The sequence below is a fragment of the Nocardia sp. bgisy134 genome, from assembly GCF_057708325.1.
This window is the reverse complement of sequence record NZ_JBYIRW010000026.1, coordinates 1-14953: the sequence shown is the minus strand read 5'-3', so window position 1 is coordinate 14953 and position 14953 is coordinate 1. Positions and strand designations below refer to the sequence as shown.

At 65.3% G+C, this 14953-nt stretch carries 16 protein-coding genes; 10 read left to right on the top strand and 6 right to left on the bottom strand.

Annotated elements, in window-relative coordinates; genetic code table 11:
• The first annotated feature begins 192 nt into the window (after positions 1 to 192).
• The 3 genes from AC3ERS_RS32890 to ilvC all read left to right on the top strand — a co-directional run bounded on the left by AC3ERS_RS32890 (position 193) and on the right by ilvC (position 3776).
• Positions 193 to 2127 carry an acetolactate synthase large subunit gene (locus tag AC3ERS_RS32890; RefSeq protein ID WP_431972044.1) on the top strand — a complete coding sequence of 645 codons (1935 nt, stop codon included), beginning with the start codon at positions 193 to 195 and terminating at the stop codon, positions 2125 to 2127.
• 73 nt (positions 2128 to 2200) lie between these two features.
• Positions 2201 to 2704, top strand: a complete 504-nt coding sequence (ilvN, locus tag AC3ERS_RS32885; RefSeq protein ID WP_067832673.1) for an acetolactate synthase small subunit — start codon at positions 2201 to 2203, stop codon at positions 2702 to 2704.
• Between the two features lie 70 nt (positions 2705 to 2774).
• On the top strand, positions 2775 to 3776 hold the full coding sequence (gene ilvC / locus AC3ERS_RS32880) for a ketol-acid reductoisomerase (RefSeq protein ID WP_431972105.1): 1002 nt from the start codon (positions 2775 to 2777) through the stop codon (positions 3774 to 3776).
• 67 nt (positions 3777 to 3843) lie between these two features.
• Here ilvC and AC3ERS_RS32875 read toward each other — a convergent pair whose 3' ends face one another.
• The gene (locus AC3ERS_RS32875; protein ID WP_431972043.1) at positions 3844 to 4149 is read right to left on the bottom strand and encodes a hypothetical protein; all 306 of its coding nucleotides are present in this window, start codon (positions 4147 to 4149) and stop codon (positions 3844 to 3846) included.
• Positions 4150 to 4639: 490 nt separating this feature from the next.
• Between AC3ERS_RS32875 and AC3ERS_RS32870 the strand changes: the two genes are divergently transcribed.
• The 4 genes from AC3ERS_RS32870 (at position 4640) to AC3ERS_RS32855 (ending at position 9751) form a co-directional block, all read left to right on the top strand.
• On the top strand, positions 4640 to 6004 hold the full coding sequence (locus AC3ERS_RS32870) for a DUF2252 domain-containing protein (protein ID WP_431972042.1): 1365 nt from the start codon (positions 4640 to 4642) through the stop codon (positions 6002 to 6004).
• A gap of 80 nt (positions 6005 to 6084) precedes the next feature.
• Positions 6085 to 6966, top strand: a complete 882-nt coding sequence (locus AC3ERS_RS32865) for an AAA family ATPase (protein ID WP_431972041.1) — start codon at positions 6085 to 6087, stop codon at positions 6964 to 6966.
• Between the two features lie 148 nt (positions 6967 to 7114).
• A complete protein-coding gene (locus AC3ERS_RS32860; RefSeq protein WP_431972040.1) occupies positions 7115 to 8530 on the top strand; it encodes a vWA domain-containing protein in 1416 nt (471 codons plus the stop codon).
• Positions 8531 to 8719: 189 nt separating this feature from the next.
• Entirely contained in the window at positions 8720 to 9751 is a 1032-nt protein-coding gene (locus AC3ERS_RS32855; RefSeq protein WP_431972039.1) for a Shedu immune nuclease family protein, read from the top strand.
• 60 nt (positions 9752 to 9811) lie between these two features.
• Here AC3ERS_RS32855 and AC3ERS_RS32850 read toward each other — a convergent pair whose 3' ends face one another.
• From AC3ERS_RS32850 to AC3ERS_RS32835, 4 genes are all read right to left on the bottom strand, one after another.
• Positions 9812 to 10693, bottom strand: a complete 882-nt coding sequence (locus AC3ERS_RS32850) for an HNH endonuclease (RefSeq protein WP_431972038.1) — start codon at positions 10691 to 10693, stop codon at positions 9812 to 9814.
• 562 nt (positions 10694 to 11255) lie between these two features.
• The gene (locus AC3ERS_RS32845) at positions 11256 to 11729 is read right to left on the bottom strand and encodes a hypothetical protein (protein ID WP_431972037.1); all 474 of its coding nucleotides are present in this window, start codon (positions 11727 to 11729) and stop codon (positions 11256 to 11258) included.
• A 29-nt stretch (positions 11730 to 11758) separates the two neighbouring features.
• Positions 11759 to 11929, bottom strand: coding sequence for a hypothetical protein (locus tag AC3ERS_RS32840; protein WP_431972036.1), 171 nt, complete (start codon positions 11927 to 11929; stop codon positions 11759 to 11761).
• On the bottom strand, positions 11926 to 12231 hold the full coding sequence (locus AC3ERS_RS32835; protein WP_431972035.1) for a hypothetical protein: 306 nt from the start codon (positions 12229 to 12231) through the stop codon (positions 11926 to 11928). The genes AC3ERS_RS32840 and AC3ERS_RS32835 overlap by 4 nt, the downstream gene beginning before the upstream one ends.
• A 243-nt stretch (positions 12232 to 12474) precedes the next feature.
• Between AC3ERS_RS32835 and AC3ERS_RS32830 the strand changes: the two genes are divergently transcribed.
• The 3 genes from AC3ERS_RS32830 to AC3ERS_RS32820 are packed head-to-tail and all read left to right on the top strand — an operon-like array spanning position 12475 to position 14142.
• Positions 12475 to 12801: a hypothetical protein gene (locus tag AC3ERS_RS32830; RefSeq protein ID WP_431972034.1), complete on the top strand. Its 327-nt coding sequence runs from the start codon at positions 12475 to 12477 to the stop codon at positions 12799 to 12801.
• On the top strand, positions 12782 to 13294 hold the full coding sequence (locus AC3ERS_RS32825; RefSeq protein ID WP_431972033.1) for a DUF6879 family protein: 513 nt from the start codon (positions 12782 to 12784) through the stop codon (positions 13292 to 13294). Before AC3ERS_RS32830 ends, AC3ERS_RS32825 begins: the two co-directional genes overlap by 20 nt.
• A complete protein-coding gene (locus AC3ERS_RS32820) occupies positions 13291 to 14142 on the top strand; it encodes a helix-turn-helix domain-containing protein (protein WP_431972032.1) in 852 nt (283 codons plus the stop codon). Before AC3ERS_RS32825 ends, AC3ERS_RS32820 begins: the two co-directional genes overlap by 4 nt.
• Before the next feature lie 116 nt (positions 14143 to 14258).
• Here AC3ERS_RS32820 and AC3ERS_RS32815 read toward each other — a convergent pair whose 3' ends face one another.
• Positions 14259 to 14849, bottom strand: a complete 591-nt coding sequence (locus AC3ERS_RS32815; RefSeq protein WP_431972031.1) for a hypothetical protein — start codon at positions 14847 to 14849, stop codon at positions 14259 to 14261.
• Positions 14850 to 14953 lie beyond the last annotated feature (104 nt).

The following is a 14953-nucleotide window of genomic DNA, read 5'->3' as shown; positions in this document are numbered from 1 at the left end:
CAGCGTTGAGCCTGACTACCTAGGTCGAATACGTCAGCTCGCGTTGCGACGCGCCACCCTCGAACAGCTAGCGCTGGTCGGGGGCTTTTTTGTGTTCGGGCATTTTCCGGCGCGGCGGGTCGCGAAGACCGGTCGTGTCAAGCACAGCAGTGTTGTCCGGGGTCAAGAACGACAAGTTAGGAAACGAAGACGGTGAGCGCACCAACCGCACGGCCCGGGCCCTCGGCCCGCAGGTCAGCGCCTTCGGCTACTCAGCAGGCATCGCCCGCTGGCAACTCGACGACCGCGGCGAACCGCCGCCAGGTCCCGCCCGAGCGGGTCACCGGCGCGCAGTCCGTCGTCCGCTCGCTCGAGGAGCTCGGCGTCGACACCGTATTCGGCATTCCCGGCGGCGCGATTCTCCCGGTGTACGACCCGCTCTTCGACTCCACCAAGGTCCGCCACGTGCTGGTGCGCCACGAGCAGGGCGCGGGTCACGCGGCCACCGGTTACGCGCAAGCGACCGGCAAGGTCGGTGTGTGTATGGCCACATCCGGTCCCGGCGCGACCAACCTGGTGACGCCGATCGCCGACGCCCAGATGGACTCGGTGCCGATCGTCGCGATCACCGGCCAGGTCGGCCGCAGCCTGATCGGCACCGACGCCTTCCAGGAAGCCGACATCTCCGGCATCACCATGCCGATCACCAAGCACAACTTCCTGATCACCGACGGCGTCGACATCCCGCGCATGATCGCCGAGGCGTTCTACCTGGCCGCCTCGGGCAGGCCGGGCGCCGTGCTCGTCGACATCCCGAAGGACGTGCTGCAGGCGCAGACCACCTTCAGCTGGCCGCCGGAGATGCGGCTGCCCGGCTACCGTCCGGTCACCAAGCCGCACGGCAAGCAGGTGCGTGAGGCCGCGCGGATGATCCTCGAGTCCAAGGCCCCCGTGCTGTACGTGGGCGGCGGCGTGATCAAGGCCGACGCCTCGGCCGAACTGCTGGAGCTCGCCGAGCTGACCGGCATCCCGGTGGTCACCACCCTGATGGCGCGCGGCGCGTTCCCGGACAGCCACCAGCTGAACATGGGCATGCCCGGCATGCACGGCACCGTCGGCGCGGTCGCGGCGCTGCAGAGGTCCGACCTGCTGATCACCCTCGGCGCCCGCTTCGACGACCGCGTCACCGGCCAGCTGGACTCCTTCGCGCCCGGCGCCAAGGTGATCCACGCCGACATCGACCCGGCCGAGATCGGCAAGAACCGGCACGCCGACGTCCCGATCGTCGGCGACTGCCGCGAGGTCATCACCGAGCTGATCGAGACGCTGAAGTCCGATCCGGCCGCGGGCGAGGCGCCGCTGCTCGAGCTCACCGAGTGGTGGGCCTACCTGGACGGCATTCGCAAGCAGTACCCGCTCGGCTGGACCCCGCCGAAGGACGGCTCGCTGTCGCCGGAGTTCGTCATCGACGCGCTCGGCCGCCTGGCCGGTCCGGACGCGATCTACTGCGCGGGCGTCGGCCAGCACCAGATGTGGGCCGCTCAGTTCATCAAGTACGAGAAGCCGCGCACCTGGCTGAACTCCGGTGGTCTCGGCACCATGGGCTACGCCGTCCCGGCCGCCATGGGCGCCAAGATGGGCGCGCCGGACAAGGAAGTGTGGGCGGTCGACGGCGACGGCTGCTTCCAGATGACCAATCAGGAGCTGGCCACCTGCGCCGTCGAGGGCGTGCCGATCAAGGTCGCGCTGATCAACAACGGCAACCTGGGCATGGTCCGGCAGTGGCAGACCCTCTTCTACGAAGAGCGCTACTCCAACACCGACCTCGGCACGCACACCCTGCGCATCCCCGACTTCGTCAAGCTGGCCGAGGCGCTGGGCTGCCACGGCATTCGCGTGGAGAAGGAAGAGGACGTCGAGGCCGCGATCCGTGAGGCGCAGTCCATCAACGACCGTCCGGTGGTGATCGATTTCATCGTCGGCAAGGACGCGCAGGTGTGGCCGATGGTCGCCGCGGGCACCAGCAACGACGAGATCATGGCCGCGCGCGGCATCCGGCCGCTGTTCGACGAGGACGAGCAGGCCGCCGAGCCCGCCGTCATCCACGAGGCGATGTCGCACGAGAAGAACAAGGGGACCGAGGCGTGAGTGAGCGCAGCGAACGAATCATGTGCCAGCGTGCGCTACGCATGCCGGCACCGAGCGTCAGCGAGGGGCAGGCATGAGTAGCACCCACACCCTGAGCGTCCTCGTCGAGGACAAGCCGGGCGTGTTGGCGCGGGTGGCGAGCCTGTTCTCGCGCCGCGGGTTCAACATCGAGTCGCTCGCGGTCGGCGGCACCGAGATCCCCGAGATCTCGCGCATGACGATCGTCGTGACGGTCGAGGACCTGCCGCTCGAGCAGGTCACCAAGCAGCTCAACAAGCTGGTGAACGTCATCAAGATCGTCGAGCAGGACGCCGACGCCTCGGTGGCGCGCGAGCTGATCCTGGTGAAGGTGCGCGCCGACGCCAGCGTGCGCACCCAGGTGATCGAGGCGGTGCAGCTGTTCCGCGCCAAGGTGATCGACGTCTCGCCCGACGCGCTGACCGTCGAGGCGACCGGAACCCGGTCGAAGCTGGACGCGCTGCTGCGCATGCTCGAGCCGTACGGTATCCGCGAGATCGTGCAGTCCGGTGTGGTCGCTGTCGGCCGCGGGCCGAAATCAATTACTGCAACGCGCTAGCACCGCGACGCGCTGGACAAACAGACCTATCAAGAATCACTAGAAGGGAACCAACCAAGTGGCAGTCGAGATGTTCTACGACAACGACGCCGACCTGTCGATCATCCAGGGCCGCAAGGTCGCTGTCATCGGCTACGGCAGCCAGGGCCACGCGCACTCGCTGAGCCTGCGCGACTCCGGCGTGGACGTCCGCGTCGGTCTCGCTGAGGGTTCGAAGTCGCGCCCGAAGGCCGAGGAAGCCGGCCTGACCGTCGGTACCCCGGCCGAGGTTTCGGAGTGGGCCGACGTGATCATGGTGCTGGCGCCCGACACCGCGCAGGCGTCCATCTTCACCAACGACATCGAGCCGAACCTGAAGGACGGCGACGCGCTGTTCTTCGGCCACGGCCTGAACATCCACTTCGGCCTGATCAAGCCCCCGGCGGAGGTGACCATCGGCATGGTCGCGCCGAAGGGCCCCGGCCACCTGGTGCGTCGCCAGTTCGTCGACGGCAAGGGTGTTCCCGCCCTGATCGCCATCGACCAGGACCCGAAGGGCGAGGGCCAGGCGCTGGCGCTGTCCTACGCCAAGGGCATCGGCGGCACCCGCGCCGGCGTCATCAAGACCACCTTCAAGGAAGAGACCGAGACCGACCTGTTCGGTGAGCAGGCCGTGCTGTGCGGTGGTACCGAGGAGCTGGTGAAGACCGGTTTCGAGGTCATGGTCGAGGCCGGTTACGCGCCGGAGATGGCCTACTTCGAGGTGCTGCACGAGCTGAAGCTGATCGTCGACCTGATGTACGAGGGCGGCATCGCGCGGATGAACTACTCCGTCTCCGACACCGCCGAGTTCGGTGGCTACCTGTCGGGTCCGCGCGTCATCGACGCCGACACCAAGGAGCGGATGAAGGCGATCCTCAAGGACATCCAGGACGGTACCTTCGTCAAGCGCCTGGTCGCCAACGTCGAGGGCGGCAACAAGGAGCTCGAGGGTCTGCGCAAGAAGAACGCCGAGCACCCCATCGAGGTCACCGGCGCCAAGCTGCGCGGCCTGATGAGCTGGGTCGACCGGCCGATCACCGAGACCGCGTAATCGTTGCGGCACAGAACGGCCCGGCACCTCGAGGTGCCGGGCCGTTCTGTTATCAGGTGCTGTGCGTCTAGCTGCTGCCGAAGAAGACGCCGCGCGGCCAGCCCCAGTGACCGTTGCCGTGCCAGCCGTTGTCGTGCCAGCCGTCGCAACGATCCCACTGGTTCCACCGGTTCCAGTCGTTGTCCCAGAGATCCCAGCCCCAGTCCCCGTGGCAATCCTTGGGGTGGTGGCGGACCTCGGTGAGGGTGGGGGCGCCCGGCTCGGCCGTTGCGGGTACGGCCAAGGCGGCCAAAGGTATTGCGGCGACCGCGCCTGCGACGGCCACGCGGGCCAGCATCCGTCCGGTCGCGGACTTGCTTGTGGTGGACAACATCAATCCTTTCACGCTGCGGCGAACTGCTCGTTCGCCATCCCCTCGCGGAGATACGTCCGCCTGAGCTGGGCGAACGGGTCGGGACATGACGTGCCGTCGTCGTCGCCGGAATGCGACCCCCTGGACATACCGCCGTGCGGGCGACCGCACGCCTACACTCTGCACCACTCGGGCCGAAACGTCACTGGGAGATCGGCATTCGAGAAGACTTTCAGTCCGAAGTACTACCCCGATGGGGGGATCCCCTGAGTGTGACGCCGGGGTTGTACCGGACCGCCCTGGCGTACTCGTTGCGCCGCAGACGTATCCGCCGACCGGCCGCGTCGTCCCGTGCGTTCGGAGCGCTCACCTCGTCTCAGTGCCTGTACCCCGCGAATAGCAACTATCTGGCAATGGACCCGGCGTGTAAGGTTCCCCGCGAATCGGTTCCGACTCGCCACGATGCCTCTCGAGCCTTGCCACGGCCGTCGCAACGCGCCAGACTGGGCAAATGACAACCCTGTCTGTGGTGTCAGCCGATTCGGCCGCCGCCGAGCTCGGACGCGCGGCGCGCAAACGGATCTCGCGTTCCGCGCTCGGCGCCTGGCAATCTGCGGCCGACCGCATCGATCCGGTTACCACGCTGGAGCGCCAGGCTGCCACCCGTGTCCCCGAGCTCGTTCCCATTCGCTACGCGCGGATGGCCGCCGCGCCGTTCCCGTTCCTGCGCGGCGCGCCCGCCATCATGGCCGCCGATCTGGCCGCGTCCCCGAACACCGGGTTGACCGTGCAACTGTGCGGTGACGCGCACCTGTCGAACTTCGGCCTGTTCGCCTCGCCGGAACGCTCGCTGGTGTTCGACCTGAACGATTTCGACGAGACCTTGCCGGGTCCGTTCGAATGGGATGTGAAGCGCTTGGCCGCCAGCATCGCGGTCGCCGCCCGGGCCAACGGCCGCCCCGACGTCGACGCGGAGCAAGCCGTGCTTGCCGCCGCCCGCGGCTACCGCGAAGCGATGCTCCGGTTCGCCGCGCTCGACGGCATGACGGTCTGGTACCAGCAGGTCAACGCCGACGCTGTCGCGGCGGTGGTGCGCAATCCCAAGCGGCGCAAGGGCGTCGAACGGACGCTGGCGTCGGCGCGCGCCCGCACCAGCCTGCAAGCGCTGGAGAAGCTCACCGAGCCCGGCGCCGACGGTCGCGTCCGGATCCGGCACCGTCCGCCGTTGCTCACGCCCCTCGAACCGGCGGAAGAGGAGGCGGTCTCGTCGGTATTCGCCGCTTACCGTCGCAGCCTGCCCGAGGAGCGCCGGGTGTTGCTGGACCGGCACCGGTTGGTCGAGGTCGCCCGCAAGGTGGTAGGCGTCGGCAGCGTCGGCACCAGATGCTTCATCGGCCTGCTCGTCGACCGCGACACCTCCGGTCCGCTGTTCCTCCAGGTCAAAGAGGCCCAGGAGTCGGTGCTGAGCCCGCATCTGACGAAGAGCCAGTTCCGGCACCAAGGCCACCGGGTGGTCCACGGGCAGCGACTCATGCAGGCCGCCAGCGACATCTTCCTCGGCTGGGCCACCGGGCCGGAGGGTCGCCACTACTACTGGCGTCAGCTGCGAGACATGAAGGGCTCCGCGGTGATCGAGGACATGCCCTTCGCGGCGCTGACCGAGTACGCCACGCTGTGCGGATACAGCCTGGCGCGTGCCCACGCCCGCTCCGGCGATCGCGTCGCCATCGCCGCGTATCTCGGGACCGGTGATGCGTTCGATCGCGCGATGGCGGCGTTCGCCCTCGCGTATGCGGACCAGACCCTCGAGGATCACCAGGCGCTGCTCGAGGCGATCGAGACCGGACGCGTCGTCGCCGCCGAACCGGAGGCGTGAGACCGAGCCGAGCCCGTCGCGGGTGCGCGGTTCGGCGGTCGAGCGAGCGGCGTCGAAGAGTCCTTCTACACTGGCTACCGATGAGTAAGTTCTTCGATTCGGTCGACGAGGTGACCCGGCGTCTGACCGCGGCGGGTTACCTGCCGTCCCTGGATATCGCCACGGCCGTGTTCCTCGCCGGACACCTCGGCAAGCCGTTGCTGATCGAGGGTCCCGCAGGCGTCGGCAAGACCGAGCTGGCGAGGGCCGTCGCCGCGGCGACCCAGGCCGAACTGATCCGCCTGCAGTGCTACGAGGGCATCGACGAGGCGCGCGCCCTCTACGAGTGGAACCACGCCAAGCAGCTGCTGCGCATCACCGCCGCCGACAGCGAGGACTGGAACCGCACGCGCGATCACGTCTTCACCGAGGAGTTCCTGCTCGACCGCCCGCTGCTGGCCGCCATCCGCAACCCCGAACCCACCGTCCTGCTCATCGACGAACTCGATAAGGCCGACGTCGAACTCGAAGGGCTGCTGCTCGAGGTGCTCGGCGACTTCCAGGTCAGCATCCCCGAGTTCGGCACCGTCACCGCGGTGCGCAAGCCGTTCGTCATCGTCACCTCCAACGCCAACCGCGACCTCTCCGAAGCGCTGAAGCGGCGCTGCCTCTACCTGCACATCGACTATCCGACGGCAGAACTCGAGCGCGCGATCGTCCGGATGAAGGTGCCCGAGCTGGACGAGGCGCTCGGCGAGCCGATCGTGCGGGTGGTCGGCGCGCTGCGCGAACTGCCGCTGCGCAAATCGCCGTCGATCGCCGAGACCGTCGATTGGGCGAAGACGCTCGTGGCGCTGGGGGCGCGGAACCTGACCAACGGCGTTGTGCGCTCGACACTGGGTGTGCTGTTGAAGTATCAGTCGGACCACCGCATCGCGGTCGAGAAGCTGGCGTTGTCGGACGCGGAGCGCGACGGACGATGAAGGGACCCGGCCTCGAATGCGTTGTCCCGCAGCTGGGCAATTGTCGAATCGCCTTCGTCGGTGGGGGATTTCGTGTCGTCCAGCTGCGAGACCGTCGGTGCGGCAGCGGTAGGTCGCGCCTCGGGTGGTCCGGGGAAAGGGCTCTATGGTGAGCGCGCCGTCCCACCGTGACCTGCGGGTCGGTTCCGACGAGACGCTGACAGACCGTCTCGTCGACTTCGTCGGCCTGCTGCGCGAACACGGCATCCACGCGGGACCCAGCGAAACCGTCGACGCCGCGGCGGCGATCGTCGCGCTCGGCATCGAGAACCGCGACCGCCTGCGTTCGGGTCTGGCCGCCTGTCTGCTCCGCCGCAACGGCCAGCGCGCCGTTTTCGACCAACTCTTCGACCTCTACTTCCTGACCGCCGAGCGGCCAACGCCCGCAACGGTTCCCGAATCCATCGACACGCTGCGCGAGCGTCTGACCGCCGCATTGGCCACCGATGATCAGGCCGCCCTCGCCGAACTCGCCCGCCAAACACTCACCGAGCTAGGCGGTTACGGCGGAGTGGGCGGGGCGGGTCAACCCTCCCGACCGGTCACCACCGCCTCCGGAGCGGGCTGGTCCTCATACCAGACCATGAAAGCCCTTCGCCCGGAAGAACTTCTGGACCGGATCGTCGCAGGCATGAGCGGCGCGGGTGAACTCGACTCCGCCGTCCAGACCATCGAGGCGCAACGTCGGCTGCGTGCCTTCCGCAGCGCCGTACAAACCGAGGCGCGCCTGCGCTCGGCCGACCTTCGCGGCACCGACTACATCGCCCGCCGGGGCGTCGACACCGCCACCGACCGGATCGATTTCCTCGGCGCCCGCGAACAAGACCTCGCCGAAATGCGCCGCCTCGTCAACCCGTTGGCGCGCAAACTCGCCACCCGCCTCGCCGCCCGCCGCCGCAAGGCCGTCCGCGGCCAGATCGACATGCGCCGCACCCTGCGCCGCTCCATGGCCACCGGCGGCGTCCCCGTCAACCCGGTGCTGCGCGCCCGCAAACACGGCCGCCCCGACCTCGTCGTCCTGGCCGACCTCTCCGGCTCCGTCACCGGCTTCGCCGAATTCACCCTCCAACTCGTCCAAGCGCTGCAAGACCAATTCAGCAAAGTCCGCAGCTTCGGCTTCATCGACACCTGCGACGAGATCACCGGCTTCTTCACCCCCGGCGAACCACCCCAGCCCGGCCTCTCCACCCGAATCATCCGCGAGGCGAACGTCTCTCGCTTCGGCAGCAGCAACTACGGCGAAGCCCTCCGCACCTTCGCCGACACCCACCTCGAAGCCCTCGGCCCCCGCACCTCCCTCCTCATCCTCGGCGACGCCCGCACCAACCGCACCGACCCCAACCTCCCGGCCCTGGAGGCGATGACCGACCGAGCCAAACACGCCCACTGGTTGAACCCGGAACCGGCCCGGTCGTGGGCCACGGGGGATTCCGCCGCGTTGACCTACGCGGATCACGTGACGATGCACGAATGCCGCAATGTGCGTCAGCTGACCGAAGTGATCAGCCGCCTACTCCCTGCGTAAGGTCAGCCGAATCGGCGCCGTTAAGCGCCCTCGTGTTGTGTCAAATCGACTGGTATCGAGCGCATTTCAGGTCCACCGTCGAAATATTCGTTGACAGCAACTCGGCATTGCAGGACAATCGTCCAGCAGTGTGGTGCTCGCTTTGGTCTCGGAGGGGGTGTCGAGGCGCGGCGAGGGGATTGTCCAGACATGGCTCGAATTCAGGGATTTCTTCCGAATAGCCAACAAGTACGGCCGCATAAACTGGATAACCGCGTTGAGTGCGAGTGGCAGGTGATCGAGGATGCCGACGATTCGCCGCTGCTTCATCTGACGACATTCGGGTCTGAGCACCGCGCGTCGCATCGTAAGAGCAGTCAATCGCTCCAGCTCGACCGAGAGAGCGGCGCCGAGCTCTTCGAGATACTTTGTAAGGCGTTCGGTTTCGTGGCGCCAGCAGGTGTTGGCAGGGACGAGGCGCGGCTCATCGCGGCGTACCGAGCGAACCCAGCTCTCTTCCGGAAGCTGATCGAGGACGACGAGGCAGCACACGATGTCGTGGCCATGGCTCATCGCAGGCAGCAGGTCGATCGATTCCATCGCTTGCTTACCGACGACGCCTTCTTCGACGCGGAGGCCGCGGCCACAGCATCGGGCAAAGCAGAGGCTGTCTGGCAGAACTTCTTCGATGAGAATCCCTGGATCTTTGGGCTTTCTGTCGGCGCACAACTTCTGACCTCGTGGGACGACAGGAGCCTCGAACAGGTCGTGGCGGGCTTCACTGTTGGCGGCGTCGGCAAGCGGGTGGATGCCCTCATGCGGACATCCGGTCGGATTCGATCGATGGTTTTCGGCGAGTTCAAGACGCACAAGACGGGTCTACTGGGTTCAAAATATCGTTCTGGCTGTTGGGCGCCCTCCACGGCCTTGTCGGGCGCAGTGGCGCAGTCGCAAGGTACGGTTCACCGCGCCGTCTTGGAACTCCAAGAGCGGCTGCAGGACAAGGCTCCCGACGGAAGCGATCTTCCGGGGCGCTTCACCTATCTCCTGCGCCCGCGTTCGTATGTGGTCATAGGTCAGCTGTCTCAATTCGTCGGCCCGGACGGCGGGGAGCATCAGGACAAGTTCCGATCGTTCGAACTCTTCCGTCGGCAGCTCGTAGAGCCGGAAGTAGTGACATTCGATGAGCTGTATGCCAGGGCTGAGTGGTTGGTCTCGTCTCTACCAGTCAGCGATGAGTGAGCCGCGAACAAACTGACGATTTTGCGATGTCCGGTCCGCACCGCCGGATCGGGTTTGGTATCAGCTGGCGGCCTCGAAAGACGCGAACCGTTCTTTCAATCGATCCCGTGAGGGCTGGTCGCGCCGTCGAGGTGGCGGCACTAGTCGCTTGCCGTTCATTTCGCGAAACCCGTGTCGCAGCATCGGTCCATCACTGAGATCGTTCATCAGCCTCGGTCCGATGACGATGTCCAAGTCGGGGGAGATGCCGAGCAGGTTTGCGTCGAACGCGGCGTGGTGGATCTTGCAGAGGCAGAGGCCATTCGTTACTTCAGGCGTCCCGTGCTCGTAGTTGTCTGCAATGATGTGGGCTGCATCCAACAGTTGGCGGTATCCGAGACCGCAGATCCCGCAGCGATTGTCGTATGCAACCAGAACCCTTCCCCTGAACTCGGGCTGGTGCAGTCGTTGTTTGGCCAGGCGGCGCGTGTAGCGCCGCTCCAGGGGACTCAGGTTGTCCGGGTCCGGAACTTCCGCAAGATCCTTATCCAGCGCGAGTAAGAACCGCTTCCGCGCCTTGTCGTCGTTGATGACGTAAACAGGAAACACGGGAACATAGATTCCTGCACGAATCCATCGAAGGAGGATGATCGGCAGTTGCAGTTCGTGTGCTCTCCGTAGCTTCGCGTTGTCGCCGTCCGTGCTTCCGGCTCGGTACGAGTACACGAACATGGAGTCGCCGATCTCCTCATCCGCATAGGGGCTGTTCGGATTCGAGACGATCGACAATGTTGCCATCAGATCGCGGGGATTCCAGATGCCGCGGTTCTGGTCGATGAGACGACGTGGTCCACCCTCGAGCGGAAACGCGGACAGCTCGTCGCGGTGCAACGAACCCTTCTCCTGCACCTGCTGGGCGAGATGATCGAAGATCATCTCGCGCAACTCGAGCTCCAGCTTCACCCCACGATCCACGTGTGGAGTGTGCCATGTTCACCCTCGCCAGTCACGGATTCGTGAGCGAACCTGCGTCATTCACCCGGGGTGCACCATGCACCGATCGGCTAGTGAGGGCTACTAAGTCGACCCTCGAACCGGCGACGTAGGTTGGCTACCCTTGGGACAAGCGATGTCCTTGATGCGCGCATAACTGCGTAGGCCCCGGCGAAAACCGGGGTCCACTTCGATCGCAGCCGATGGCCGTTTGAAGTGTCAGATTCCGAGGCGCTCGAGCATCCAGTCCTCGGCTGCTTTGAGATCGTTGCGGGGAATGGCTCGGTTGGCGTAATGCGGCTTGCTAACCCAACGACGCGAGCCAGGGCCAGTCATGGGTCGTACGACCCACCGACCGAACTCGCGGCGAACGCCCTGGTACCCGCCACCGGTGTCATGCGGATGCAGCTTCCGCCGACGTGGCAGTGTCAGCGCCAGCGCGCGGACAACCCCGGTCACCCGGGCGCTTATGCTGACCGGGCCGATGTAGTCGGCGTAACGTCGTCCATTCGGTAGACCCATGTCATCCCCTCTATCCGCACTCGGCGGCTGTGACGGCCCGCGCTTCGGACGCGGTTTCGATGGGACCGTATTGCCTGCCCTGGATAGTACCCATCACCGACGAGAAGATCCGCCAGTATCCAGCCGAGCATGGGGCGCTGGCTGTGTATGTCTGGCGGGCCCAAGGGACGAGACTGGTGCGGATATGCTCGCCCACAGAATCCCAACCGCCAGATGCGTTACGGCGCTGCATGGTGAGGTAGTACACGTGGGTGAGACCTGGGTCGCCATCGGTCGGCATATCGCATTCAGCCCACCCGTAGCCTTCAATCTTGGGCGGTAAAACCGTTGGTGTGGTCCATGGGCTGAAGCCGTTGTCGCATATAGGTTTCTTCGCTTGGATCGGTGCGGCGGTGGCCGGTCCCGCGTTGAAGACCAACGCAGAGGCCAGCATCGCAGCTATCGCAACAAGCCGAGAAGTGTTGTACAGCAACGTTGTCTCCATTCTGAATAGCCTGACCGGTCCGCAACCGATCAGGTCTTCCGTGACGCGTCGGGCTTCGTCCCGCCCGTGTCCTTGCGTTCGATCCGCTCGCGGATCTCTCTCGCGATGCGGCCCTTCGGAATCCGGTCCGGCCACACGATCACTCCGACCGTCACCGCCAGCGGTAGCCCGATCACGACAACCCAACCGAACACAATCACGGCTGACGTTCTGCCGCGTTCAGCCACTCCGCGAGCCTGTCCAGGGACCCAGAGCAGACGACGCGGTGATCGTTGGACATCTCCCACCCATACGGCGGCCGGTTCACACGCCGGATCGTGAGCGAGCGGACCGCAGCACGCGCTGAGAGCGCTTCCAGCATCGGCCGGATTACCTCGCTCATGCCGACCGCTTCGGCGGTTCCCACTGCGTCGATGCTTCGGCTACGCGCCGGATCCTCAGGCCGGGCAACCGGCATCGGATACGGGCGATTGGCCTTGGGGGTGCGCTTCACCAACGACACGGTTTCCCTCCTGTTCCCATTGACAGCACCCGGCACCGGGGAAGCCGCCTACCGATGACCTAGTGACTGGAACTCACCCGGTGCCACGTGCGGAATTGAAGCTACGAAAGGGCGGCGTCTCGGGTCCATGCCTATGCACAGGAATGCACGGATCGATGGATACCAGCCCGCAATCGGCATTCTTCGGTCAGACTCGGATCTGTCGATGCCATGCATGTGCATAACTGACAGGAGGACTCTGACATGGGACTTACGTTCCTTGGCAAAGGCGGAAGCGAAGCCAATGGATGCCCGTCTCTGTACGCCACCGACCACGGTTACTTGATCCAGGGATGGGAGACCGACGAGCCCGGGACAGTCGAAATCCCACATATGCTAACGGGATTCGTCGAGCCAGACACGTTCATCGGTGCGACCATGACGGACACCGGTCGAGGCACGTTCACCCTGTCGGGCCGACCGGTGACCGAGCCTGAGACGCTGGCACAGCTCGAACTGGCAGACGATGAGACGGCAATCGAGGTCAAGAAGAGAGTGAGGACGTTCTACGGTGCTACTGGTCGACGGTGACCCCTGGCCGGAATGGTTCCGTGGGCTCCGACGCAGCGCGTTCCATCTCGAGGTCCGGGACTCGTACGCCGAGCCTGCCGAGAACAACCGTCTGCGAGCGTTCCTCGACGGAGACCCACCACCGGATGAGCCGCCTGTCCCGTGGCATGGCCTCATGCGGGAGACCGCGGACCGAGGCGTATCCGTGAGCCGGGTCCGCGTTGTCACCGTGCCACTCAGCGGCTACCACCGTTGGCTACTGTCGATCACGGGCCGGAACATCGAATCCGGGGAAGACATCCGGTATCTGCCCCGCCATCTCGCCGGGGAAGTCCCACCAGATGACTGGTGGTTGTTCGATGACGAACATGTCGCTTTCAATCTGTCCGATGCCAACGGCAGACCGGCTGGCGCTGCGGTTACCACCGATCCACGGATCGCGGAGTACTGCCGGGGCGTGCAAGCGCGGCTGTGGGACCTGGCGACGCCGTACGCGGAGTACGTCACCACGTGACGAGTTCGATCCAGCAACAGCGCGAAGCTTTCGGGGGCCGACTCCGGGAGCTTCGCCTTGCCGCGGGCTTATCCGGCGCCGAACTGGCCCGGCGAAACGGATGGCATCAAACCAAGGTGCCGAAGATCGAGTACGGGCGGATCAATCCATCCGACAACGATATTCGCGCCTACTGCCACCACACCGGCAACAACGACCAGTTGTCGGACCTACTCGCTACCCGCCATAACATCGAAACCGCCTATCTCGAATGGCGGAAGGTGCTCGGTGTAGGCACCAAGCAGCGTCAACATGCCCTGGTCAGTCTGACCGAGATGGCTCAGATCATCCGGGTATACAACCCGCACTTCATTCCCGGATTTCTCCAGACTGCCGAGTACGCGGCGGTGGTGCTCCAGAACGTGAGCACGTTCTACCAGACACCCAACGATGTAGAGGTTGGTGTCGCGAAACGTCTGGAGCGTCAACAACTCATGTACCGAGGGAACCGCCGGTTCCACTTCCTAGTAGGAGAGCAAGCGCTGTACACAACGGTCGGTGCCGATGGTGTAATGGCCGGGCAGCTGGACCGGTTGCTTGCTGTGACCGGGCTACCCCGAGTCACGCTCGGGATCGTGCCCGCGACTGCGGGGATACCGTTCGCGCCAACGAACTTTTCGATGTTCGATCAGAAGATCGTCCTTGTCGAAGCGATCACCGCCGAACTGACCGTCACCCAACCTCGGGAGATCGCCCTCTACGGACGGGCGTTCGACACTCTTGCACGGCAGTCGGTTACGGGCGAGGCGGCGCGAAAGCTGATCGGGGCAGCACTCGATACCCGACGTGGCCGCTTCGAACTGAGCTAGCCACCGCTCCTGGTTGCGGCAGTCCCCACCTCATTGAGGACCGGTTAGCGGGCTCGCCAGTCACTATCGTGACAACGAATCTGAGCTAGATGGATAAGGATGCAGACAGCGAACTCTTACGCGGTGATTTCGTGCTCTCCGCCGTCGCCCTCTGCGTCGTCGAGCCAGCTCGCACTGCCGCGGTCACTGATGTACTCACCGCCTGGCGGATTCGCGTAGACCTCCCTGAGCGCTGCACGGACGGCGTGCGAAGCGTTTGCGAGATTGCGGTCCCGAGCGCGCGTCCAGTCGGTCCATGTCCATCCTGCCCCCGGATCGACGTGGTACTCGGTAACCGTTCTCGGGGATCCGTCTACGAAAACCTGTATCTCGGTCGGCCCGTCGGGATCCCGGGCGACTACGACTTCGATTGCTGACGTTGCATCGTTAGGAACGATGCTGGCGTGATTGATCTCGAGCGGATCCACTGACGCGTGAAGCGATACGTGGGCTGAATCGACTGTTCGGGTTGCCTGGGTGAGCGCGCGGGCACCCAAGCGAACGACTTCACCCAAGGTCCCGAGATCCAGCGAGAGCTCGAACTCGCTCCCGTGTGACGGTCCGAAGATCAGCGTTACGCTGTCTCCGTCGTCGTCATCAGATGCGGCTCGTACTGGGCAACCCCGTTGCGTGGCAACCCAACTGCCGATGGCCAGACGTTCGAACATGTCATTCCCCTCTGACTCGTTAGATCGTGGCTGCTCGAAAGTCGGCCGCTTGCCTCCCGCATGGCCCTCCCGCCGACCGTGTGATCATAGATGAGATATATCTG

Coding starts and splice junctions, on each gene's coding strand:
- AC3ERS_RS32865 (WP_431972041.1), top strand. CDS start 6,085: ATGAGTAAGTTCTTCGATTCGGTCGACGAGGTGACCCGGCGTCTGACC.
- ilvC (WP_431972105.1), top strand. CDS start 2,775: ATGTTCTACGACAACGACGCCGACCTGTCGATCATCCAGGGCCGCAAG.
- AC3ERS_RS32845 (WP_431972037.1), bottom strand. CDS start 11,729: ATGGAGACAACGTTGCTGTACAACACTTCTCGGCTTGTTGCGATAGCT.
- AC3ERS_RS32875 (WP_431972043.1), bottom strand. CDS start 4,149: ATGTTGTCCACCACAAGCAAGTCCGCGACCGGACGGATGCTGGCCCGC.
- AC3ERS_RS32815 (WP_431972031.1), bottom strand. CDS start 14,849: ATGTTCGAACGTCTGGCCATCGGCAGTTGGGTTGCCACGCAACGGGGT.
- ilvN (WP_067832673.1), top strand. CDS start 2,201: ATGAGTAGCACCCACACCCTGAGCGTCCTCGTCGAGGACAAGCCGGGC.
- AC3ERS_RS32830 (WP_431972034.1), top strand. CDS start 12,475: ATGGGACTTACGTTCCTTGGCAAAGGCGGAAGCGAAGCCAATGGATGC.
- AC3ERS_RS32870 (WP_431972042.1), top strand. CDS start 4,640: ATGACAACCCTGTCTGTGGTGTCAGCCGATTCGGCCGCCGCCGAGCTC.
- AC3ERS_RS32855 (WP_431972039.1), top strand. CDS start 8,720: ATGGCTCGAATTCAGGGATTTCTTCCGAATAGCCAACAAGTACGGCCG.